The sequence below is a fragment of the Streptomyces chrestomyceticus JCM 4735 genome (assembly GCF_003865135.1).
GTDB classification, from domain to species: domain Bacteria; phylum Actinomycetota; class Actinomycetes; order Streptomycetales; family Streptomycetaceae; genus Streptomyces; species Streptomyces chrestomyceticus.
On record NZ_BHZC01000001.1, the window covers coordinates 5,637,857 to 5,655,542 of the forward strand.

A 17,686-nucleotide genomic window follows, 5' to 3' on the forward strand; every position below is an offset into this window, starting at 1 on the left:
ACTTCCGAAAAGATATCCGAGGCCGCCGAACCGGCCGGTATTGTCGCCTGTTTTGAGATGGGATGTCCCTCTTGCATCGGATACGGACCGCATCGTCGCCCCGCGCCACACCCCTGACCAGCACCCGCCGCCGCGGCGTCGCCGTCGCCACGGCCGGACTGGCCGCGCTGCTCGCCCTCACCGGCTGCACACCCGACGGTGGCAAAGGGGGCGGTACGGGAGAAGACGGCGGCGCGGCGTCGTCCGTTCCCGCCGCGGGCGGCACGGCGCTGCACGCTGTCGGCACCCTCACCGTGAAGGGCCGCGCCCCCAAGACCGGTTACACTCGCGCGCGATTCGGCACCGCCTGGGCCGACACGGACGGCAACCACTGCGGCACCCGCGACGACATCCTCAAGCGGGACCTGACGGAGGTGCGGTTCACCGACGGGCACTGCAAGGTCGCCTCCGGGACGCTGAAGAAGGACCCGTACACCGGTCTGGCGGTCCAGTACGAGCGCGGGCGCAGCAAGGTGGACATAGACCACCTCGTGGCGCTGTCGGACGCGTGGCAGAAGGGCGCCCAGCAGTGGCCGGGCCGCAAGCGCGTCGCGCTCGCCAACGACCCGCTGAACCTGATCGCCGCCGACTCCTCCGCCAACCGGCAGAAGGGCGACGGGGACGCGGCGACGTGGCTGCCCGCCAACAAGGCGTACCGCTGCGACTACGTGGCGCACCAGGTGGCGGTGAAGAAGAAGTACGGGCTGTGGGTGACGCAGGCGGAGAAGGACGCGATGACCCAGGTGCTCAGCGGGTGCCCGAAGCTGAAGCTGCCGGCGGGCGGCGGGCCGACGGAGGCGCCGGAGCGGTTCACGGCGAAGTAGCCCGAGCGGCGCACCGGACAGGCCGCCGCCCCGGAGGCGTGCACCGGACAGGCCGCCGGCCCGGTTCCGCGTGCTGCGGTTCCGGGCCGGCGGCCTGTGTGCGTGCGGTCCGTACGGTCAGAGGGTGAGCTGCCAGTGGGTGGCCTTGTGGTCGAAGCCGGGACGGACCTCGACGTCCAGGGTCTTCGCGCCGGCCGGTACGTCGAAGGCGAAGTCGGCGGTGGCGGTCTTGCCGGCCGTCACGGTGCCGCTGAAGCCGGCGCCGGACTTGTCGTCGTAGATCCGCTCGGCGGTCTTGCCGTCCTTGCCGGCCCGCGCCTCGACCGTCACCAGGTCACCGGCGACGTCCTTGGTGCCCTTGTTCTCCAGCCGCACGGTGACCTTGTAGGGCTTGTTGCCCTTCGCGTGCCCGATGGCGAACTCCTCGGGGGTGAAGGAGGTGGGCTTGGAGACGGTGACGTTCAGGCCGGTGCCGTAGACGGCGGTGGCGCCGCCCCGGTACTCCTTCGTGGCCGCGCCGCCGTCCTTCGGCTTGGCCTCTGAGCCCTCCAGGGCCTTGTTGACCTCCTTCACCGCCTGGTCGACCGCGGTCACGGTGATCACCAGGCCGGCCACCGACGCGAGCAGCGCGAGGACGCCGAGGATCGTGCCGGTCAGGGCCACGCCCCTGTTGGTGGCCTGGCCGCGCTTGGCTCTGCCGAGCCCCACCAGGCCGAAGATCAGGGCCAGTACGCCGAGGATGCCGGCCAGCCAGAAGAGCAGCGGGATCAGTCCGCTGAGGATGCCGATGATGCCGAGGGTGAGCGCGGCGATCCCCAGCCCGTTGCGGGCGGCCTGCTGCGGCGGCATGCCCATCGGGGCCTGCGGCGCGTGCGGGTGGTGCGTCTGGTGCGACATGGAGATACGGCCCCTTCCGGGCGCTGGAGCGGGAGATCGGCGGTTCAGGGCACCGGGGTGCGCCGCGAACCGGGGTGAGCCGGTTCCGCCGTGTGAACCGGTGGTGCGGTGGGTCAATAACAGCACTACCTGTGAACCGAGTCAACACGATTCACGGAGTGAAGTGGATTCACGCCGTGAAGGGGGCGGTGTCGTATTCGTGGGTATGCTCGGCGACACAGGCAGGTCAGGGCGCGAGCGGACGGGAGCCGGCCAGGTGGAGACAGCAGCGACGACGGGGAGCGGACCGGCCGACGGCGCGGGACCCGGGCCGGTGACCGAGGTGACCGCCGCCGGCATCGCCCGGCTGGCCGGCGTCGGCCGTGCCGCGGTCAGCAACTGGCGCCGCCGGCACACCGGCTTCCCCCGGCCCGTCGGCGGTACGGAGACCAGCCCCACCTTCGCCCTCGCCGACGTCGAGCACTGGCTGCGCGCCCAGGGAAAACTCGCCGAGGTCCCGCTGCGCGAACGGGTCTGGCAGCAGCTCGTCTCCCACCCGGACGGCGCCGCCACCGCCCTGCGGCACGCCGGCGCCGTCCTGCTGTTCGTCCGCGACCGCCCCTCCGCCTGGCGTGAGCTGAACGGGTCCGCCGACGACACCGGACTGGCCGGGATGCTGCCCGCCGTCCTCGAATCCGTCCTCGCCGCCCACCTGGGCCCCCACCACCCCGTGCACGGCCTGACCCGGGACGCCCTCCTGCCGTCCGCCGCCCTCGTGCGGGCCACCGCGGAACTCGCCGCCGAGGAGGACGGCGCCGTACCCGCCTTCGAGTTCCTGCTCGGCCGCCACCTGGACGCCAACCCCCGGCAGTACACCCTCACCCCGCCCGGCCCGGCCGCCCTGATGGCCGCGCTGGCCGGTCCGGCCCGTACCGTCCTGGACCCGGCGAGCGGCACCGGCAGCCTCCTGGACGCGGCCGCCGACACCGCCGAGGACACCGCGGAGCTGTACGGGCAGGAGGCCGACCCGGACCTGGCCGCGCTCACCGCGCTGCGCCTGGCGCTGCACGCCCCCGCCGCCCAGGTGCGCGTGCACGCCGCCGACACCCTGCGCGCCGACGCCTTCCCGGAGCTGGCCGCCGACGCCGTCCTCGCCCACCCGCCGTTCAACGAACGCAACTGGGGCCACGACGAACTGGCCTACGACCCGCGCTGGGAGTACGGCTTCCCGGCCCGTACGGAGTCCGAACTGGCCTGGGTGCAGCACGCGCTGGCCCGGCTGCGCGAGGGCGGCACCGCCGTCCTGCTGATGCCGCCCGCCGCCGCGTCCCGCCGCTCCGGCCGCCGCATCCGCGCCGACCTGCTGCGCCGCGGTGCCCTGCGCGCCGTGATCGCCCTGCCCGCCGGGGCGGCACCGCCGTACGGCATCCCGCTGCACCTGTGGGTCCTGCGCAAACCGGGCGCCGCCGCCCAGCCCGCGCCGCACCTGCTCGTCGTCGACACCGCGGCCCTCGGCGCGGGCGGCGCCCCCGGCCGGGACAAGCCCGACTGGCAGGCCGTACGGACCACCGCGCTGGAGGCGTGGGAAGCGTTCGACCGGGACGGCGAGGTCGTGGAACAGCCCGGCGTCCGGCGCTCGCTGGCCGCCATCGACCTGATCGGCGACGACGTGGACCTGGCCCCGGCCCGCCACCTGCCGCCCCCCTCGGCCGCCGGCGGCCTCGCCGAACTGGCCACCGTCCGGCAGCGGCTGGCCACCACCCTGTCCCGTACGGCCGAACTGACCCCGGAAGCGGCGGGCGGCCCCGACACCGCGCCCGCCCGCTGGCCGCTGACCACCGTCGGGGAACTCGCCCGCGCCGGCGCCCTCGTGCTGCGCGCCGGCGGCCCCGGCACCGCGACCGCGGACGCCGCGCCCGCCGTCCTCACCGAGCACGACGTCATCGGTGGCACGGCGCCCAGTGGCGCGCTGCCCGAGGGCGGCGCCGCCGTCCCGGCCGAGGAGCCCGTCCTGGTGGCGGCCGGGGACGTCGTGGTGCCCGTCCTGGGCGGCGGTGCCGTCGCCCGCGTCGTCGACGAGGCCACCGAGGGTGCCGCCCTCGGCCGCAACCTCTTCCTCCTGCGGCCCGACCCGGCCGCCCTCGACCCGTGGTTCCTCGCCGGGTTCCTGCGTGGCACCGCCAACACAAGGCAGGCCAGCAGCTACGCGTCCACCGCCACCCGCCTGGACGTCCGCCGCCTCCAGCTCCCGCGGCTGCCGCTGGCCGACCAGCTCCGCTACGGACGGCGCTTCCGCGAACTGGCCGCCTTCGAGGAGTCCCTGCGCCTCGCCGCCCGCCTGGGCGAACAGCTCGTCCAGGGCCTCCACGACGGTCTGACGGACGGTTCGGTGACGCCCGGCTGACGGACGGTCCGGTGACGTCCGGCTTATTTCCCGCAACCCCGGCGGCTTTCCTACAACCCCGGCGGCCCCAGCGGTGTCGTATATACGCTCGATCTCACGCATCCGAGCATGTCCCGGCACGCACTCCTCCGCCCCACGCCGGGCCTCGATCCGTCAGGAGCAGTCATGCACGGCCCCGCCCCGGCAGCACCGCCGCACCGTCCCGCGTCGCGCAGGACGGTCGTCCTGCTGCGCGTGGTCTTCGTGGCGCTGGCCGTGCTCAGCATCGGCTTCCTGGCCTGGCTGACGCTGCTGCGCGCCGCGCTCGTGCAGCAGCGCCGGCCGCTGGGCTGGTGGGTGTTCGGCGCCGATCTGGTCCTCGTGTTCGCCGCGATCTTGCTCGCCAGCGGCCAGGACGAGAACTCCTGGCAGTCGAACGTCGCGGTGGTGGCGCTCCTCCTCCAGATGGCCGGGGCCGTCGTGTACTACCTCGTCGTCGACATCCGCGCGCAGCGCGTCCCGCCGGAGTGGCCGCAGTACGGGGCGGTCGGCACGGGGGCCGGGTACGGCGCGACCGGCGCGGGGTACGGCTACCCGGGGCCGGCCGCGGCGGGGTACGGCTACCCCCGGCCCGAAACTGCGGGTTACGGCTACCCCGGACCGGCCCAGGCCCCCGCCCCTGCACCGGCCGCCCCGAACCCGTACGCCGGAGTCCAGCCGCCGCACCAGCCGCCGCCCGCCTCCCCCTACCCGGCCCAGCCGCAGCGCATCGACCGCGTCCGCGCCGAACTGGACGAGCTGAGCGACTACCTCCGCAAGGAGGAGGGGCGTTGAACGGACGCGTCGTCGCCGAGCGCTACGAACTCTCCGCGCTGCTCGGCCAAGGCGGCATGGGCCAGGTCTGGATCGCGTACGACCGCCGCCTCGACCGCCGCGTCGGCGTCAAACTGCTGCGCCCCGACCGGGTGTCCGGCACCCCCGACGCGGAGGAGATGCGCCGCCGCTTCGTCCGCGAGTGCCGTGTCACCGCGCAGGTCGACCACCCCGGCCTGGTCACCGTGCACGACGCGGGCAGCGACGGCGACGACCTCTACCTCGTCATGCAGTACGTCGAGGGCGCCGACCTCGCCGACCACCTGGCCGAGCACGAGCCGTACCCCTGGCCGTGGGCGGTCAGCGTCGCGGCGCAGCTCTGTGCCGTGCTGGCGTCCGTGCACGCCGTACCGATCATCCACCGTGACCTGAAACCGCGGAACGTGATGGTCAAGCCGGACGGCACCCTCACCGTCCTCGACCTCGGCATCGCCGCCGCCCTGGACACCGACACCACCCGCCTGACCAGCACCGGATCGCCCATCGGCAGCCCCGCCTACATGGCGCCCGAGCAGGCGATGGGCGGCACGGTCGGCCCGTACACGGATCTGTACGCGCTCGGGGTGCTGCTGCACGAGCTGCTCAGCGGCGAGGTGCCGTTCGCCGGTTCCACGGCGCTGGGCGTGCTGCACCGCCACCTCTACGAGCCGCCCGTACCGGTCCGCCGTCTCCGGCCGGACGTGCCCGAACAACTGGAGGCACTCGTCCTGCGGCTGCTCGGCAAGGACCCGCAGGAGCGCCCCGCCGACGCGCAGGAGGTCTACCGGGCACTGGTGCCGCTGCTGCCCACCCCGGCGCAGGGCCTGGCCGGTACGGGCACGGGCGCGCCGATGGACCCGACCCGCCCGTTCCTGCACCCGCACGCGCCGTGGCCCGCCCGCGCGGCGACGCCCCCGGCCCCGCAGCCGGTCGCGACGCCCCTGGCCCCGCAGCCGGTCGCGGCCATGACCGCCGTACCGCAGCACGCCGTGGCCGTACCGCAGCAGACGACCGCGGCACCCGCGGCCTCTTTCACCCCGTCGCCCCCGTTCCCGCCCGCGGGCACCGACCCGCGGACGTCCATGGGAACCGGCGGGACCGGCGGCTACGGGCTCCCGGGGGCCACCGACCCCCGGGCCCAGGGCGCCGGCGGCCCCGACGTCGCCGCGGCCGTGGACGAGGTCAAACGCCTCCTCGACCAGGGCCGCATCACCCACGCCGTGGACATCCTCGGCGGCATCCTGCCCGCGGCCGCCGCCCGGCACGGCGCCCACTCACCGGTCGTACGGTCCCTGCGCAAGCAGTACGCGGCCACCCTCATGGACGACGGCCAGTACCGCCGCGCCCTGCCGGAACTGCGCGCACTGGCCGAGGAATTCGGCCGCGACACCGGCCCCGGCCCGGCCCGGCAGGCGCTCCAGTTCCACTACGAGGCCGCCCAGTGCCTGGAGCAACTGGGCGAGGCCGGCCAGGCACTGGACGAGTACCGGGCCCTGCTGCCGCACTTCGAGCGCTACCCGGACGACCCCGTGCGGCCCCTGGAGATCCGCCGCTCCATCGGCCACCTCCTGCTCGCCCTCGGAGAACGCGGCGCCGCCCAGGAAACCCTCTCCCGCCTCCTGCACGACGCGGAACGCCTGCACGGCCCGCACGGCGCCTTCCCGGCGGAGGTCCGCCGCACCCTGTACTGGCTCGGACAGGTACGCGGCTGACCCGTGCGCGGCGGGGAAGGAAGGGAGGAGAAACCGCGTCCCGGACAACTCGTTGGTCGAATCGGTGGCCCGGACCCCGCGGACTCTTTAGCATCGGCATCGATCAACGCCAGGTCGGAAGAGCCGCACGTCGCACGTCGCCGTACCGTCGTCGCACCCTGCCAGGAGGCTTGATGTTCCGCCGTAGGACCGCGCTTCCCGTTTCCGCCGCTGCCGCCCTGCTGGCCGCCCCGCTGCTCACGGCCTGCGGCACGGAGGCGCATCCCGGCGCCGCGGCCGTGGTGGACGGGCAGCGGATCAGCGTCTCGCAGCTCCAGTCGCGGGTACGGGACGTACGCGCCGCCCAGGAGAAGTCCCCGCAGGCCGCCCAACTGGTGGAGAACACCGGGAAGCTGAGCCCGGCCACCCTCAACGGCATGATCTTCGACCGGGTGCTGGAGCGCGGCGCGAAGGACGCCGGGGTCACCGTCTCCCGGCGGGACGTGCAGCAGTGGCGCGCGGCGGCCGAGCGCAGCGCGGGGGGCGCGGACCGGCTCAAGGAGATGTGGCTCCAGCAGGCCATCGCGCCTGGCGAGATCGACGCGGTGGTCCGCAACCAGCTCCTGCTGGACGGCGTCGCCAAGAGCCTCGGTGCCGACCGTGGGCAGCCGCAGGGCCAGCAGCGGCTCGCCGAGTCGCTGGCCAAGACGTCCCGGAAGATGCACATCGACGTCAATCCGCGTTACGGGAAGTGGGACGACAGCCAGGTCGTCCTCGGCGGGACGAAGGAGCCGTGGGTCAAGGACGTGACGGGCGCGGGGCAGCGGCAGACCTGATCCGGGCCGGGGGAGCGGGCGGGCCGTACGGTTCCGGTGCCGCCGCCGGCTCCGGGCGGACGGTCGCGCTGTCGGTGCCGTGCGTTACGTTCGTCGGGTGAACGCTGACGCCACCGACGCCCCCGGCACTCCGCAGGCCCCGGCCCCCGGCCGCCTGGTCCTGCTCACGACCAGCCACCGGGTCGCGCCCGGCCTGCTGTCCTGGCCCGCCTGGCAGACGCTGCGCGCCGCCGACCTCGTGCTGTGCGCCGACACCGCCCACCCGCAGCTCCCGTATCTGCGCGAGGCGGGCGTCGCGGTCGGCTCGGACGTGCCGGGCGCCCGGGAGCTGGTGGAGTTCTGCCGGATCGGGGACCGTACGGCGGTCGTGATCACCTCGGCCGACGGCGACTCGGAGCTGACCGACGGCCTGGCCCGGATGGCGGGCTCCGGCCGGGAGACCATGCCGGACCTGGAGCTGCTGCCCGGGTCGTACGACCTGCCGGGCGCCCGTCTGCTCGATCTCGTGCAGGTCATGGACCGGATCCGCCGCCAGTGCCCGTGGAGCGGCGTGCGCACCCACGAGGACCTGGCGAAGTACGGCATCGAGGAGATGTACGAGCTGGTCGAGGCCATCGAGGAGGGCGACCGGGAGGCGCTGCGCGAGGAGCTGGGCGATGTGCTCCTCCAGGTCGTCTTCCACGCCCGGATCGCCCAGGAGGACCCGGACGAGCCGTTCTCCGTCGACGATGTGGCGGGCACGCTCGTGGACAAGCTGATCCGCCGCCACCCGCACATCTTCGGCGAGGAGGCCGCGCACACCCCGGAGGACGTGAAGGCGCACTGGCTGCGGGAGAAGGCGGCCGAGAAGCAGCGCACCTCGGTCACCGAAGGCATTCCGCTCGGTCAGCCCGCGCTGGCGCTGGCCGGCAAGCTGGCCTCGCGGGCGCGCGCGTCCGGTATCGACGCCCTGCCCGCGGGCGAGGGCATCGGGTACGAGCTGCTCGCCCTCGCCGTACGGGCCGAGGCGGCCGGTACGGACCCGGAGACCGCGTTGCGCGCCGCCGCCCGTACCTACCGGGACGCGATCCGGTCCGCCGAGGAGGCGGCCTCCGGCGCCGCGGACTGAGCCCCGGGCCGCCTGCCGCGGGCGCGCAGCCGTTCGGCCGTCCAGACGGCGGCCACGGCCGCGCCCAGCGACGCGCCCACGGCGCACACTCCGGCCCAGCCGGCCGCGCCCCACACCGCCGAGGTGAGCGCCGAGCCGACCGCGCCGCCGACGAAGTAGCTCGTCATGTAGGCGGAGTTGAGGCGGTTACGGGCCTCCGGGCGCACCGCGTAGACCAGGTTCTGGTTGCTGATGTGCACCGCCTGCACCGCCGCGTCCAGGACGACCACCCCGGCCAGCAGGGCCACCAGCGGCCAGACACCGCCCGCGCCCCCGGCCGCCAGCAGCGCCCAGGAGCCGAGCAGCAGGAACCCGCCGAGGCCGGTGACCCGGTGGGCCAGGCCCCGGTCGGCCAGCCGCCCGGCGACCGAGGCGGACAGCGATCCGGCCGCGCCCACCAGGCCCAGCAGCCCGATCGCCGACTCCGACCAGCCGTAGGAGGGGCCGGACATCAGGAAGGCCATCGCCGTCCACAGCACACTGAACGCGGCGAAGGACAGCGCGCCGAGCGCGGCCCGCCAGCGCAGCACCGGTTCCTGTACGAAGAGGGCGAGCGTGGAGCGGATCAGCGCGGGGTAGCGCAGTCCGGCGCCGGTGTGCAGCGCGGGCAGTCGCAGCCGCAGCAGTACGGCCATCAGCAGCATCAGGCCCGCGTTGACCCAGTAGACGGTGCGCCAGCCGCCGAGGTCGGCCAGCAGCCCGGCGGCCGTACGGGCCAGCAGGATGCCCAGCAGCAGCCCGGTCATGACGGTGCCGACCGTACGGCCGCGTTCGGCGGGCGGCGCGAGGGAGGCCGCGTACGGGACGACGACCTGGGCGGCGACGGAGGTCAGGCCGGTGAGGGCGGTGCCGACCAGCAGCAGCGTCCCGTTGGGCGCGCTGGCCGTCACGGTCAGGAAGACCGCGGTGGCCGCGGTCAGGCCCACCGCCAGCCGCCGCCGCTCCAGCAGGTCACCGAGCGGTACGAGGAACAGCAGCCCGAGCCCGTAGCCGACCTGCGCGACAGTCACCACCAGTGCGGCGGTGGCCGCTCCCATGTGGAGGTCGTGGCCTATGACGTCCAGCAGCGGCTGGGCGAAGTAGTTGCCCGCCACCGACAGGCCGGTCGCCACGGACATCAGCAGCAGCGTGCCGCGCCCCAGCCCGGGATGTCCCTCTACCTGGGAAGCCATCGGGTCCCTTTCTTTACGACTTTGCACGGCGCGTCACCCTGTCGGTGATGCTCCGGCCCTCAGCTTCCGCCGCGTCACACGATGAGTCCAACGCATAGTTTTCATCGCATTCATCGTGAAGCGCGATGGATGAGCCCCGCCGGGCGTCCCCGGCTGGCTACGCTCGCCGCCATGGAGCTGCAACAGATGCGGTACGTGGTCGCGGTCGCCGAGACCGGCGGTTTCACCCGCGCCGCCGAACGCTGCCACGTCGTGCAGTCCGCGCTCAGCCACCAGATCGCCCGCCTGGAGAAGGAGCTGGGCGCCCGGCTCTTCCACCGGACCAGCCGCAGCGTGCGGCTGACGGCGGCGGGGGAGGCGTTCGTACCGGTCGCCCGGCAGGCGCTGGAGGCGGCCGAGCGGGCCCGCGCCGAGGTGGAGGCGGCGGCCGGCGAGGTGCGCGGACGGCTCGCCGTCGGGGCGATCTCCACCGTCGCGGCCGTCGACCTGGCCCGCGAGCTGGGCTCCTACCGCGCCCGCTACCCGCAGGTGCGCATCAGCCTGCGCATGGAGATGAGCGAGCGACTGATCGACCAGGTCCGGCAGGGCTCGCTGGACGTCGCCTTCGTCGGCCTGGTGCCCGGCGCCCGCAGTCCGGGCGTACGGGAGCGGGCCCTGGCCCACGGCGAGCTGGTCGCCGTCGTACCGCCGGACCATCCGCTGGCGGGCCGGGAGTGGACGGACCTACGGCGGCTGGCCGAGGAGACCTTCGTCGACTTCACGGCCGGGTCGGCGGCGCGCCGCCAGCGGGACGACGCGTTCCGCGCGGCGGGCCTGACGACCGAGGTGGCCTTCGAGGTGACCACCGTGGAGTTCCTGGCCAAGCTGGTCCGCGCCGGGCTCGGCATCGGCATGGTGCCGCTGGCGTTCGCCGCGGAACTGCCCGGACTGAGCGTGGTGCGCGTCCCCGACGCGCCCGCCCGGGTCGAACGCGTCGTCTGGAGCGCCCGCGGTCCCTCCCCGGCAGCCGCGGCCTTCCTGCGTGCCCTGGGGGTGGACCCCGACGAGCCGGACCCGGGCTCCGGTCTACGTGGGCCGGACCCGGGACCCGCCGTACGCGAGCCGGACCCGGACTCCGCCGTACGGGGGACATGAACCCGCGCCCCGAGCCGGTGACCAGCGGATTCGCGCGGGCACCGGCCTGCGGGCCGGGCGCCGGGGCCGCCCGCGCATCGTCACCGCCCACCCGGGTACCCGGGTCCAATGACAGCAACGATCGCTTCGACCACACCGGCCCAGGACGGCACGGCCGTCCAGCAGGCCGTGGACCTCACGCGGGACATGGTCGTCGGCACCGGTCCGCTGATCGCCGGGATCGTCATCGTCGCGGGGCTGATCCTCGCCGTGGTCTACGGCAGGCGCCGCCGGGACCGTGAGCCCGACCCGCCCGAGCCGGAGACCCAGCCGACCCCGCCCAAGAACCCGACCGGGTACGAGAGCGAGCTGCGCGACCCGAACGAGGTGCCGCGCGACGGCGACCACCGGCTGACCCCGCACGAACTGCCCGACTACGGCAACGCCCCCACCCGGCACGGCGCCGACCAGGACCGGGAGCGCAAGCGCTGGCAGGACGGGCACAGCGGGTCCTTCGGCGGGGGTTAACGTCGAGGGGTGCGACCGCAGACCCCTTTCCCCGCCGATCCCCCCGCCGATCTCCCCTCCGGCGGGCGGCCCGCCGATCCCGCCGGGGCCGGGCCCGGCTGCCCCGTGACCGGCCCCGCGGCCGCTCCCGCCTGCCCGGAACTGTTCACCTGGGAGTTCGCCTCCGATCCGTACCCGGCGTACGCCTGGCTGCGCGAGCACGCGCCCGTGCACCGGACGCGGCTGCCCAGCGGCGTCGAAGCCTGGCTGGTGACCCGGTACACGGACGCGCGGCAGGCGCTCGCCGACACCCGGCTGTCGAAGAACCCGGTGCACCACAGCGAGGCCGCGCACGGCAAGGGCAAGGTCGGCATCCCCGGCGAGCGCGGCGCCAACCTGATGACCCACCTGCTCAACATCGACCCGCCGGACCACACCCGGCTGCGCCGGCTGGTCTCCAAGGCGTTCACTCCGCGCCGTATCGCCCGGTTCGCGCCGCGCGTACAGGAACTGACCGACTCCTTCATCGACTCCTTCGCGGAGCGCGGCGAGGCCGACCTCATCCACGAGTTCGCCTTCCCGCTGCCCATCTACGCCATCTGCGACCTGCTCGGCGTCCCGCGCGAGGACCAGGACGACTTCCGCGACTGGGCCGGGATGATGATCCGGCACGGCGGCGGGCCGCGCGGCGGTGTCGCCCGGTCGGTGAAGAAGATGCGCGGCTACCTCGCCGAGCTGATCCACCGCAAGCGCGAAACGCTCGGCGACGAGGGCGCCGACGACCTGATCTCCGGTCTGATCCGCGCCTCCGACCACGGCGAGCACCTGACCGAGAACGAGGCCGCCGCGATGGCCTTCATCCTCCTGTTCGCGGGCTTCGAGACCACCGTCAACCTCATCGGCAACGGCGTGTACCAACTGCTGCGCCACCCCGAGCAGCGGCAACTGCTCCAGAAGGCCGCCGCCGAGGGCGACGAGGGGCTGCTCGCCACCGGCGTCGAGGAGCTGCTGCGCTACGACGGCCCGGTCGAGCTGGCCACCTGGCGCTTCGCCACCCGGGACCTCACCCTCGGCGGGCAGCGGATCGCCGAGGGCGACCCGGTCCTGGTCGTCCTGGCCGCCGCCGACCGCGACCCCGAGCGCTTCCCGGGGCCGGACGTCCTGGACCTCTCCCGCCGCGACAACCAGCACCTCGGGTACGGCCACGGCATCCACTACTGTCTGGGCGCGCCGCTGGCCCGCCTCGAAGGGCAGACCGCGATAGCCACCCTGCTGACCCGGCTGCCGGACCTCCGGCTCGGCGCCGACCCGGACGAACTGCGCTGGCGCGGCGGTCTGATCATGCGCGGGCTGCGGGCGCTGCCGGTGGAGTTCACCCCCGTACGCGGGTGATGCCGCACCTGTACAAAGGAGACGTCACCTCCGTACGAAGGGGACGTCGTGCCCGTCCGTACAGGGTCGGGAGCCCGGCCGTACGTGACAACCCGTCAGCCCGTGACCTGAGCGTGATCTCCGCTACACCGGCTTGTGACGGACCGGCCGCCCCGCTACTTTCAACCGTTTGAAAGGCCGGGGCGGGCGGCGCGGCAGCGCACAGGCCACGCAGCCGACGGCGCCGGCCTCTCGACGACAACTCAACCGCCGCTCGAAAGGCAACCGCATGCGCTCCGGGAACGGCCGTCACCGACGCCCCCGCCAGGCTCCGGCCATCTTCGTCACGGCGGGAGTCGCCGGCGGCGCCCTCGCCATGCCGCTGCTCGCCGCGAGCAGCGCCAACGCCGCCGACGCGGCCACCTGGGACCGCGTCGCGCAGTGCGAGAGCAGCGGGGTGTGGAGCGCCAACGCGGGCAACGGCTTCTACGGCGGGCTCCAGCTCACCCAGGAGATGTGGGACGAGAACGGCGGCGCCGCGTACGCCTCGCGCCCCGACCTGGCCAGCCGGTCGCAGCAGATAGCCGTCGCGGAGTCCATCCTCGCCGCGCGCGGCCCCGACCCCTGGCCGAGCTGCGCCGTGAACGCGGGACTCAAGCAGGGCGGCAGCGGGCCGGACGTCGACCCGGGCGGCACGGCCACGCCGTCCCCGAAGCCCTCCTCGCCGTCCCCGTCCACCCCGCCGCCCTCCTCCGAGCCGTCGAAGCCGTCCGGGACGCCGGAGCCCGGCGGTACGCGCACCCCGGAGCCGAAGCCGTCACCCACCGGCCCGGCCGGCACCCCGGACCCGTCCCGTACGCCGGACCCGTCCGGCACGGGCCGTACGCAGGACCCGTCGCGGCCCACCGACCCGGCCACTCCGGGTGACGGCGCCTCCACGAGCCCCACCACGCCCCCGTCACAGGGCAAGCACCGGGGCCGGCCCGCGGAGCAGCCCGGTACGGGCGCGGACACGGGTACGGGCGCGGACACGGGCACCGGTACGGGCACCGGCTCCGGCGACGCGGGCCGGTCCGGCGGGGGCCACCCCTCGCGGGGCGGCGACGCGCACCGTACGGACCCGGGCGCGCCAGGTGACTACACCGTGCGGCCCGGTGACAACCTGTCAGCCATCGCCGAGGACCGCGGGGTCGACGGGGGCTGGCCGGCGCTCTACGCGGCCAACAAAGGCGTCATCGGGGGCGATCCGGACCTTATCCACCCTGGTCAGCGCCTTGAGCTGAGCGACCGGCAGGGGTAGTTCGCGGTGATTCACCCGCTTTGGTGAAAGTGAGACATGGATCTCGTTCGGGACCGCGGTGACCGTCCCGTCCGTTGTTTCCAAACCTGCGACGACCTGCGGAAATGTGATGATCCTGTGATGTCTGGGGGTCAACTGGCCTCAGATGTAGGGGTTTGAACCCGCGGGGTGTTCCTGTTTACCGTCTTCATCGCTCGCCAAAGCGGGCCCTTCGATCACACGCCGAATCCTGCCGGTGGTCGGAGGTCACTCGACGCGAGAGCGCCGAAGGCAGGAGCGGGGGACCCAAGGTAAGCGCCGGCCCCGCCCGCGGAAGCGGGTCCAACCGGCTAGGGGTGAAGCCATGTGTGAAGCACACACGGCCGGGCAACTCACATGGCCCGAACCCGACAGCTCACCTCGCAGGCGTCGGTGAGGAACAACCATGCTGAACACCAAGGGCAAGCACCGTCGTCCCTCCAAGGCCGTCCGCGTCGCCACGCTGGCCGGCGTCGCCGGTGCCGCGGTGGCCGTCCCGCTGATGGGCGCCACCTCCGCCTCCGCCGCGGGCAACAACTGGGACGCTGTCGCCCAGTGCGAGTCCGGTGGCAACTGGTCGATCAACACCGGTAACGGCTACTACGGTGGCCTGCAGTTCTCGAACTCGAGCTGGGCCGCCGCCGGCGGTACCCAGTACGCCCCGCGCGCCGACCAGGCCAGCAAGAGCCAGCAGATCGCCGCGGCCGAGCGCCTGCTCGCCATCCAGGGCCCGGGTGCCTGGACCTGCGCCGGCGGCCACCTCGGCCAGGGCAACGCGAACGCCAAGGCCGACGGCGGCTCGTCGCAGGGCAGCAGCTCGCACAAGTCCTACAAGTCGCACAAGTCCTACAAGTCGGAGCGCTCCTACTCCGCCCCGCAGGGCACCTCGCGCTCCGAGGCCCGCAAGCAGGGCGAGGAGCTGGCCCGCAAGACCCCGGCTCCGGCCCAGAAGTCCACGCCGAAGTCGAACCCCGAGGGCAACTACACCGTGAAGTCCGGTGACACCCTCGCCAAGATCGCCGCTTCCCACGGCAAGAACTGGAAGTCGGTCTACGCGAACAACAAGTCCGTCATCGGCGGCAACCCCAACCTGATCTTCCCGGGCCAGAAGCTGGCCGTCTGAGCCGGCCGAAGCCCTGAGAGATCCCGGGTGACCGAGGCGCTCCGTACGTACGGCGGTACGTACGGGCCGCCCCGCCGCCCGGGGGCCGCTCACCCCGGGAATCCGCTCTTCCCGTGAGACTGCCCCGTCACGGTGCCTGTCCCCCGCAGGCGCCGCGGCGGGGCTTCTCCCTTTTCCCCGTGAGTCCGCCGCGAGCCGTACCGGCCGCCCCGGACCCCGGAGGCTCCGCGCCGGGCCCCTGAAGGGCCTGCCGCGGCCCCCAGGGGCCCCACCCGGCCGGACCCGCCCCGCCCCGTCCGCCGACTTCCCCGTTCAGCGAACATTGCGCCCATACGTCCCGTGAACAGGGGCTTTGCGGGTGTATTCGTCCCGAGGACCGGGCTGGCGGCGAGCGGAACCCCCGGAGGCCGTTAGGCTCGTGCTGCAGAACTCCAGACACCCATGAAGGAGACAACGTGCCGTCCATCGACGTCGTCGTAGCTCGCGAGATCCTCGACTCGCGAGGCAATCCCACGGTCGAGGTCGAGGTCGGCCTCGACGACGGCAGCACCGGCCGTGCCGCCGTTCCGTCCGGCGCCTCGACCGGCGCCTTCGAGGCCATCGAGCTGCGGGACGGGGACCCGAACCGCTACCAGGGCAAGGGCGTGGAGAAGGCCGTCCTCGCGGTCATCGAGCAGATCGGCCCGGAGCTGGTCGGCTACGACGCCACCGAGCAGCGCCTGATCGACCAGGCCATGTTCGACCTGGACGCCACCGACAACAAGGGCTCGCTCGGCGCCAACGCCATCCTCGGCGTCTCCCTGGCCGTCGCGCACGCCGCCTCCGAGGCCAGCGACCTGCCGCTGTTCCGCTACCTCGGCGGCCCGAACGCCCACGTGCTGCCGGTCCCGATGATGAACATCCTGAACGGCGGCTCGCACGCCGACTCCAACGTGGACATCCAGGAATTCATGATCGCCCCGATCGGCGCGGAGTCCTTCTCCGAGGCGCTGCGCTGGGGCACCGAGGTCTACCACACCCTCAAGAAGGTCCTGAAGAGCAAGGGCCTGGCCACCGGCCTGGGCGACGAGGGCGGCTTCGCCCCGAACCTGGGCTCCAACCGCGAGGCCCTGGACCTGATCCTCGAAGCGATCAAGGAAGCCGGTTACACCCCCGGTCAGGACATCGCGCTGGCGCTCGACGTCGCCGCCTCCGAGTTCTACAAGGACGGCGTCTACGAGTTCGAGGGCGAGCAGCGCACCGCCGAGCAGATGACCTCGTACTACGAGGAGCTGGTCGGCGCCTACCCGCTGGTCTCCATCGAGGACCCGCTGTTCGAGGACGACTGGGCCGGCTGGAACGTCATCACCGAGCGCCTGGGCTCCAAGGTGCAGCTCGTCGGCGACGACCTGTTCGTCACCAACCCGGAGCGCCTGGCCCGCGGCATCGAGGAGAACTCGGCCAACGCCCTGCTGGTCAAGGTCAACCAGATCGGTTCGCTGACCGAGACCCTGGACGCCGTCGAGCTGGCCCAGCGCAACGGCTTCAAGTGCATGATGTCGCACCGCTCCGGCGAGACCGAGGACGTCACCATCGCCGACCTGGCCGTCGCCACCAACTGCGGCCAGATCAAGACCGGCGCCCCGGCCCGCTCCGAGCGCGTCGCCAAGTACAACCAGCTCCTGCGCATCGAGGAGATCCTCGACGACGCGGCGGTCTACGCGGGCCGCTCCGCCTTCCCGCGGTTCCGCCTCGCGGACTGACAAGCACCGCAAGGGCTGACCCCCGAGGGCCGCGAACGGCCCCGGCAGCCGTGAATACGTACGTCCCCGGCGGCGGTCCCGTACCGTTGCCGGGGACGTACGTGCTGCGGGCCGGGCCGTCCCGGCCCGGTGACCCAGGGGAGGCGACGTGTCCGCGGAACGGTTCTCCACCGCGACCCGGCTCAAGGCGCTCGGCGAACAGGCCGCCGCCCGCGTCCAGCGCGCCGGACGGCCCCGCCGGGGCCGCCTGACCGGCCGTGCGGCGCTGCTCGCGCTGGTGCTCTGCTCCCTGGTCGTCGCCCTCGCCTACCCCACCCGGCAGTACATCTCGCAGCGCTCCGAGATCGCCGACCAGCGCCGCCAGGCAGCCGAGGCCCAGCTCCGCGCCGACGAGCTGCGCGACGAGAAGGCCCGCTGGCAGGACCCGGAGTACGTACGGCAGCAGGCGCGGCTGCACCTGCACTACGTCCGGCCCGGCGAGACCGGCTTCATCGTCCAGGACGGCTCCGGCACGGGGAAGCGGCGCACCGGGCAGGCCGCCACCGAAGACCCCTGGTACGACAACATCTGGAACGGCCTGGACGCCGCCGACAAGTAGCCTGTGCGGGGCGCGCGCCCGGCCCGGCCCGCCGCACGGCGCCGCCGTCTCCACCACCGCCACGACCGAAAGCACCCACGTCCGTGTCTGAACA

15 protein-coding genes and 1 riboswitch are annotated in these 17,686 nt (G+C 73.7%); of the genes, 13 read left to right on the forward strand and 2 right to left on the reverse strand.

The features are described 5' to 3' along the window. Nucleotides 1-62: 62 nt before the first annotated feature. The gene (locus tag EJG53_RS24490) at nucleotides 63-863 is read left to right on the forward strand and encodes an HNH endonuclease family protein (protein WP_125046561.1); all 801 of its coding nucleotides are present in this window, start codon (nucleotides 63-65) and stop codon (nucleotides 861-863) included. Between the two features lie 117 nt (nucleotides 864-980). Here the strand turns inward: EJG53_RS24490 and EJG53_RS24495 are convergent, their stop codons facing one another. Continuing rightward, a complete protein-coding gene (locus EJG53_RS24495) occupies nucleotides 981-1,760 on the reverse strand; it encodes a DUF4190 domain-containing protein (protein ID WP_125046562.1) in 780 nt (259 codons plus the stop codon). A 322-nt stretch (nucleotides 1,761-2,082) separates the two neighbouring features. On the opposite strand from EJG53_RS24495, the gene EJG53_RS24500 reads away from it, so the two are divergent. The 5 genes from EJG53_RS24500 to EJG53_RS24520 all read left to right on the forward strand — a co-directional run bounded on the left by EJG53_RS24500 (nucleotide 2,083) and on the right by EJG53_RS24520 (nucleotide 8,609). Next, nucleotides 2,083-4,143: an N-6 DNA methylase gene (locus EJG53_RS24500; RefSeq protein ID WP_125049568.1), complete on the forward strand. Its 2,061-nt coding sequence runs from the start codon at nucleotides 2,083-2,085 to the stop codon at nucleotides 4,141-4,143. Between the two features lie 165 nt (nucleotides 4,144-4,308). Continuing rightward, nucleotides 4,309-4,956 carry a hypothetical protein gene (locus EJG53_RS24505; RefSeq protein WP_125046563.1) on the forward strand — a complete coding sequence of 216 codons (648 nt, stop codon included), beginning with the start codon at nucleotides 4,309-4,311 and terminating at the stop codon, nucleotides 4,954-4,956. Then, on the forward strand, nucleotides 4,953-6,686 hold the full coding sequence (locus EJG53_RS24510) for a serine/threonine-protein kinase (RefSeq protein ID WP_125046564.1): 1,734 nt from the start codon (nucleotides 4,953-4,955) through the stop codon (nucleotides 6,684-6,686). The genes EJG53_RS24505 and EJG53_RS24510 overlap by 4 nt, the downstream gene beginning before the upstream one ends. Nucleotides 6,687-6,859: 173 nt before the next feature. Then, the gene (locus EJG53_RS24515) at nucleotides 6,860-7,501 is read left to right on the forward strand and encodes a SurA N-terminal domain-containing protein (protein ID WP_125046565.1); all 642 of its coding nucleotides are present in this window, start codon (nucleotides 6,860-6,862) and stop codon (nucleotides 7,499-7,501) included. Between the two features lie 97 nt (nucleotides 7,502-7,598). After that, nucleotides 7,599-8,609, forward strand: a complete 1,011-nt coding sequence (locus EJG53_RS24520) for a nucleoside triphosphate pyrophosphohydrolase (RefSeq protein WP_125046566.1) — start codon at nucleotides 7,599-7,601, stop codon at nucleotides 8,607-8,609. Here the strand turns inward: EJG53_RS24520 and EJG53_RS24525 are convergent. Beyond that, nucleotides 8,555-9,820: an MFS transporter gene (locus EJG53_RS24525; RefSeq protein WP_125046567.1), complete on the reverse strand. Its 1,266-nt coding sequence runs from the start codon at nucleotides 9,818-9,820 to the stop codon at nucleotides 8,555-8,557. The genes EJG53_RS24520 and EJG53_RS24525 overlap by 55 nt on opposite strands. A gap of 171 nt (nucleotides 9,821-9,991) precedes the next feature. Between EJG53_RS24525 and EJG53_RS24530 the strand changes: the two genes are divergently transcribed. The 7 genes from EJG53_RS24530 to EJG53_RS24560 all read left to right on the forward strand — a co-directional run bounded on the left by EJG53_RS24530 (nucleotide 9,992) and on the right by EJG53_RS24560 (nucleotide 17,592). Continuing rightward, nucleotides 9,992-10,954 carry a LysR family transcriptional regulator gene (locus tag EJG53_RS24530; protein WP_244955310.1) on the forward strand — a complete coding sequence of 321 codons (963 nt, stop codon included), beginning with the start codon at nucleotides 9,992-9,994 and terminating at the stop codon, nucleotides 10,952-10,954. Nucleotides 10,955-11,062: 108 nt separating this feature from the next. Beyond that, nucleotides 11,063-11,461, forward strand: a complete 399-nt coding sequence (locus EJG53_RS24535; RefSeq protein WP_241269521.1) for a DUF6479 family protein — start codon at nucleotides 11,063-11,065, stop codon at nucleotides 11,459-11,461. Between the two features lie 105 nt (nucleotides 11,462-11,566). Next, nucleotides 11,567-12,832 carry a cytochrome P450 family protein gene (locus tag EJG53_RS24540; RefSeq protein ID WP_174856573.1) on the forward strand — a complete coding sequence of 422 codons (1,266 nt, stop codon included), beginning with the start codon at nucleotides 11,567-11,569 and terminating at the stop codon, nucleotides 12,830-12,832. 268 nt (nucleotides 12,833-13,100) lie between these two features. Then, nucleotides 13,101-14,111, forward strand: coding sequence for a LysM peptidoglycan-binding domain-containing protein (locus EJG53_RS24545; protein WP_125046569.1), 1,011 nt, complete (start codon nucleotides 13,101-13,103; stop codon nucleotides 14,109-14,111). Between the two features lie 252 nt (nucleotides 14,112-14,363). Then, a riboswitch (cyclic di-AMP (ydaO/yuaA leader) is annotated at nucleotides 14,364-14,534 on the forward strand. A 1-nt stretch (nucleotide 14,535) separates the two neighbouring features. Beyond that, on the forward strand, nucleotides 14,536-15,252 hold the full coding sequence (locus tag EJG53_RS24550) for a LysM peptidoglycan-binding domain-containing protein (RefSeq protein ID WP_125046570.1): 717 nt from the start codon (nucleotides 14,536-14,538) through the stop codon (nucleotides 15,250-15,252). Nucleotides 15,253-15,707: 455 nt separating this feature from the next. Next, on the forward strand, nucleotides 15,708-16,994 hold the full coding sequence (gene eno, locus EJG53_RS24555; protein WP_125046571.1) for a phosphopyruvate hydratase: 1,287 nt from the start codon (nucleotides 15,708-15,710) through the stop codon (nucleotides 16,992-16,994). A 148-nt stretch (nucleotides 16,995-17,142) separates the two neighbouring features. Beyond that, the gene (locus EJG53_RS24560) at nucleotides 17,143-17,592 is read left to right on the forward strand and encodes an FtsB family cell division protein (RefSeq protein ID WP_030021608.1); all 450 of its coding nucleotides are present in this window, start codon (nucleotides 17,143-17,145) and stop codon (nucleotides 17,590-17,592) included. The last annotated feature ends 94 nt before the right edge of the window (nucleotides 17,593-17,686 follow it).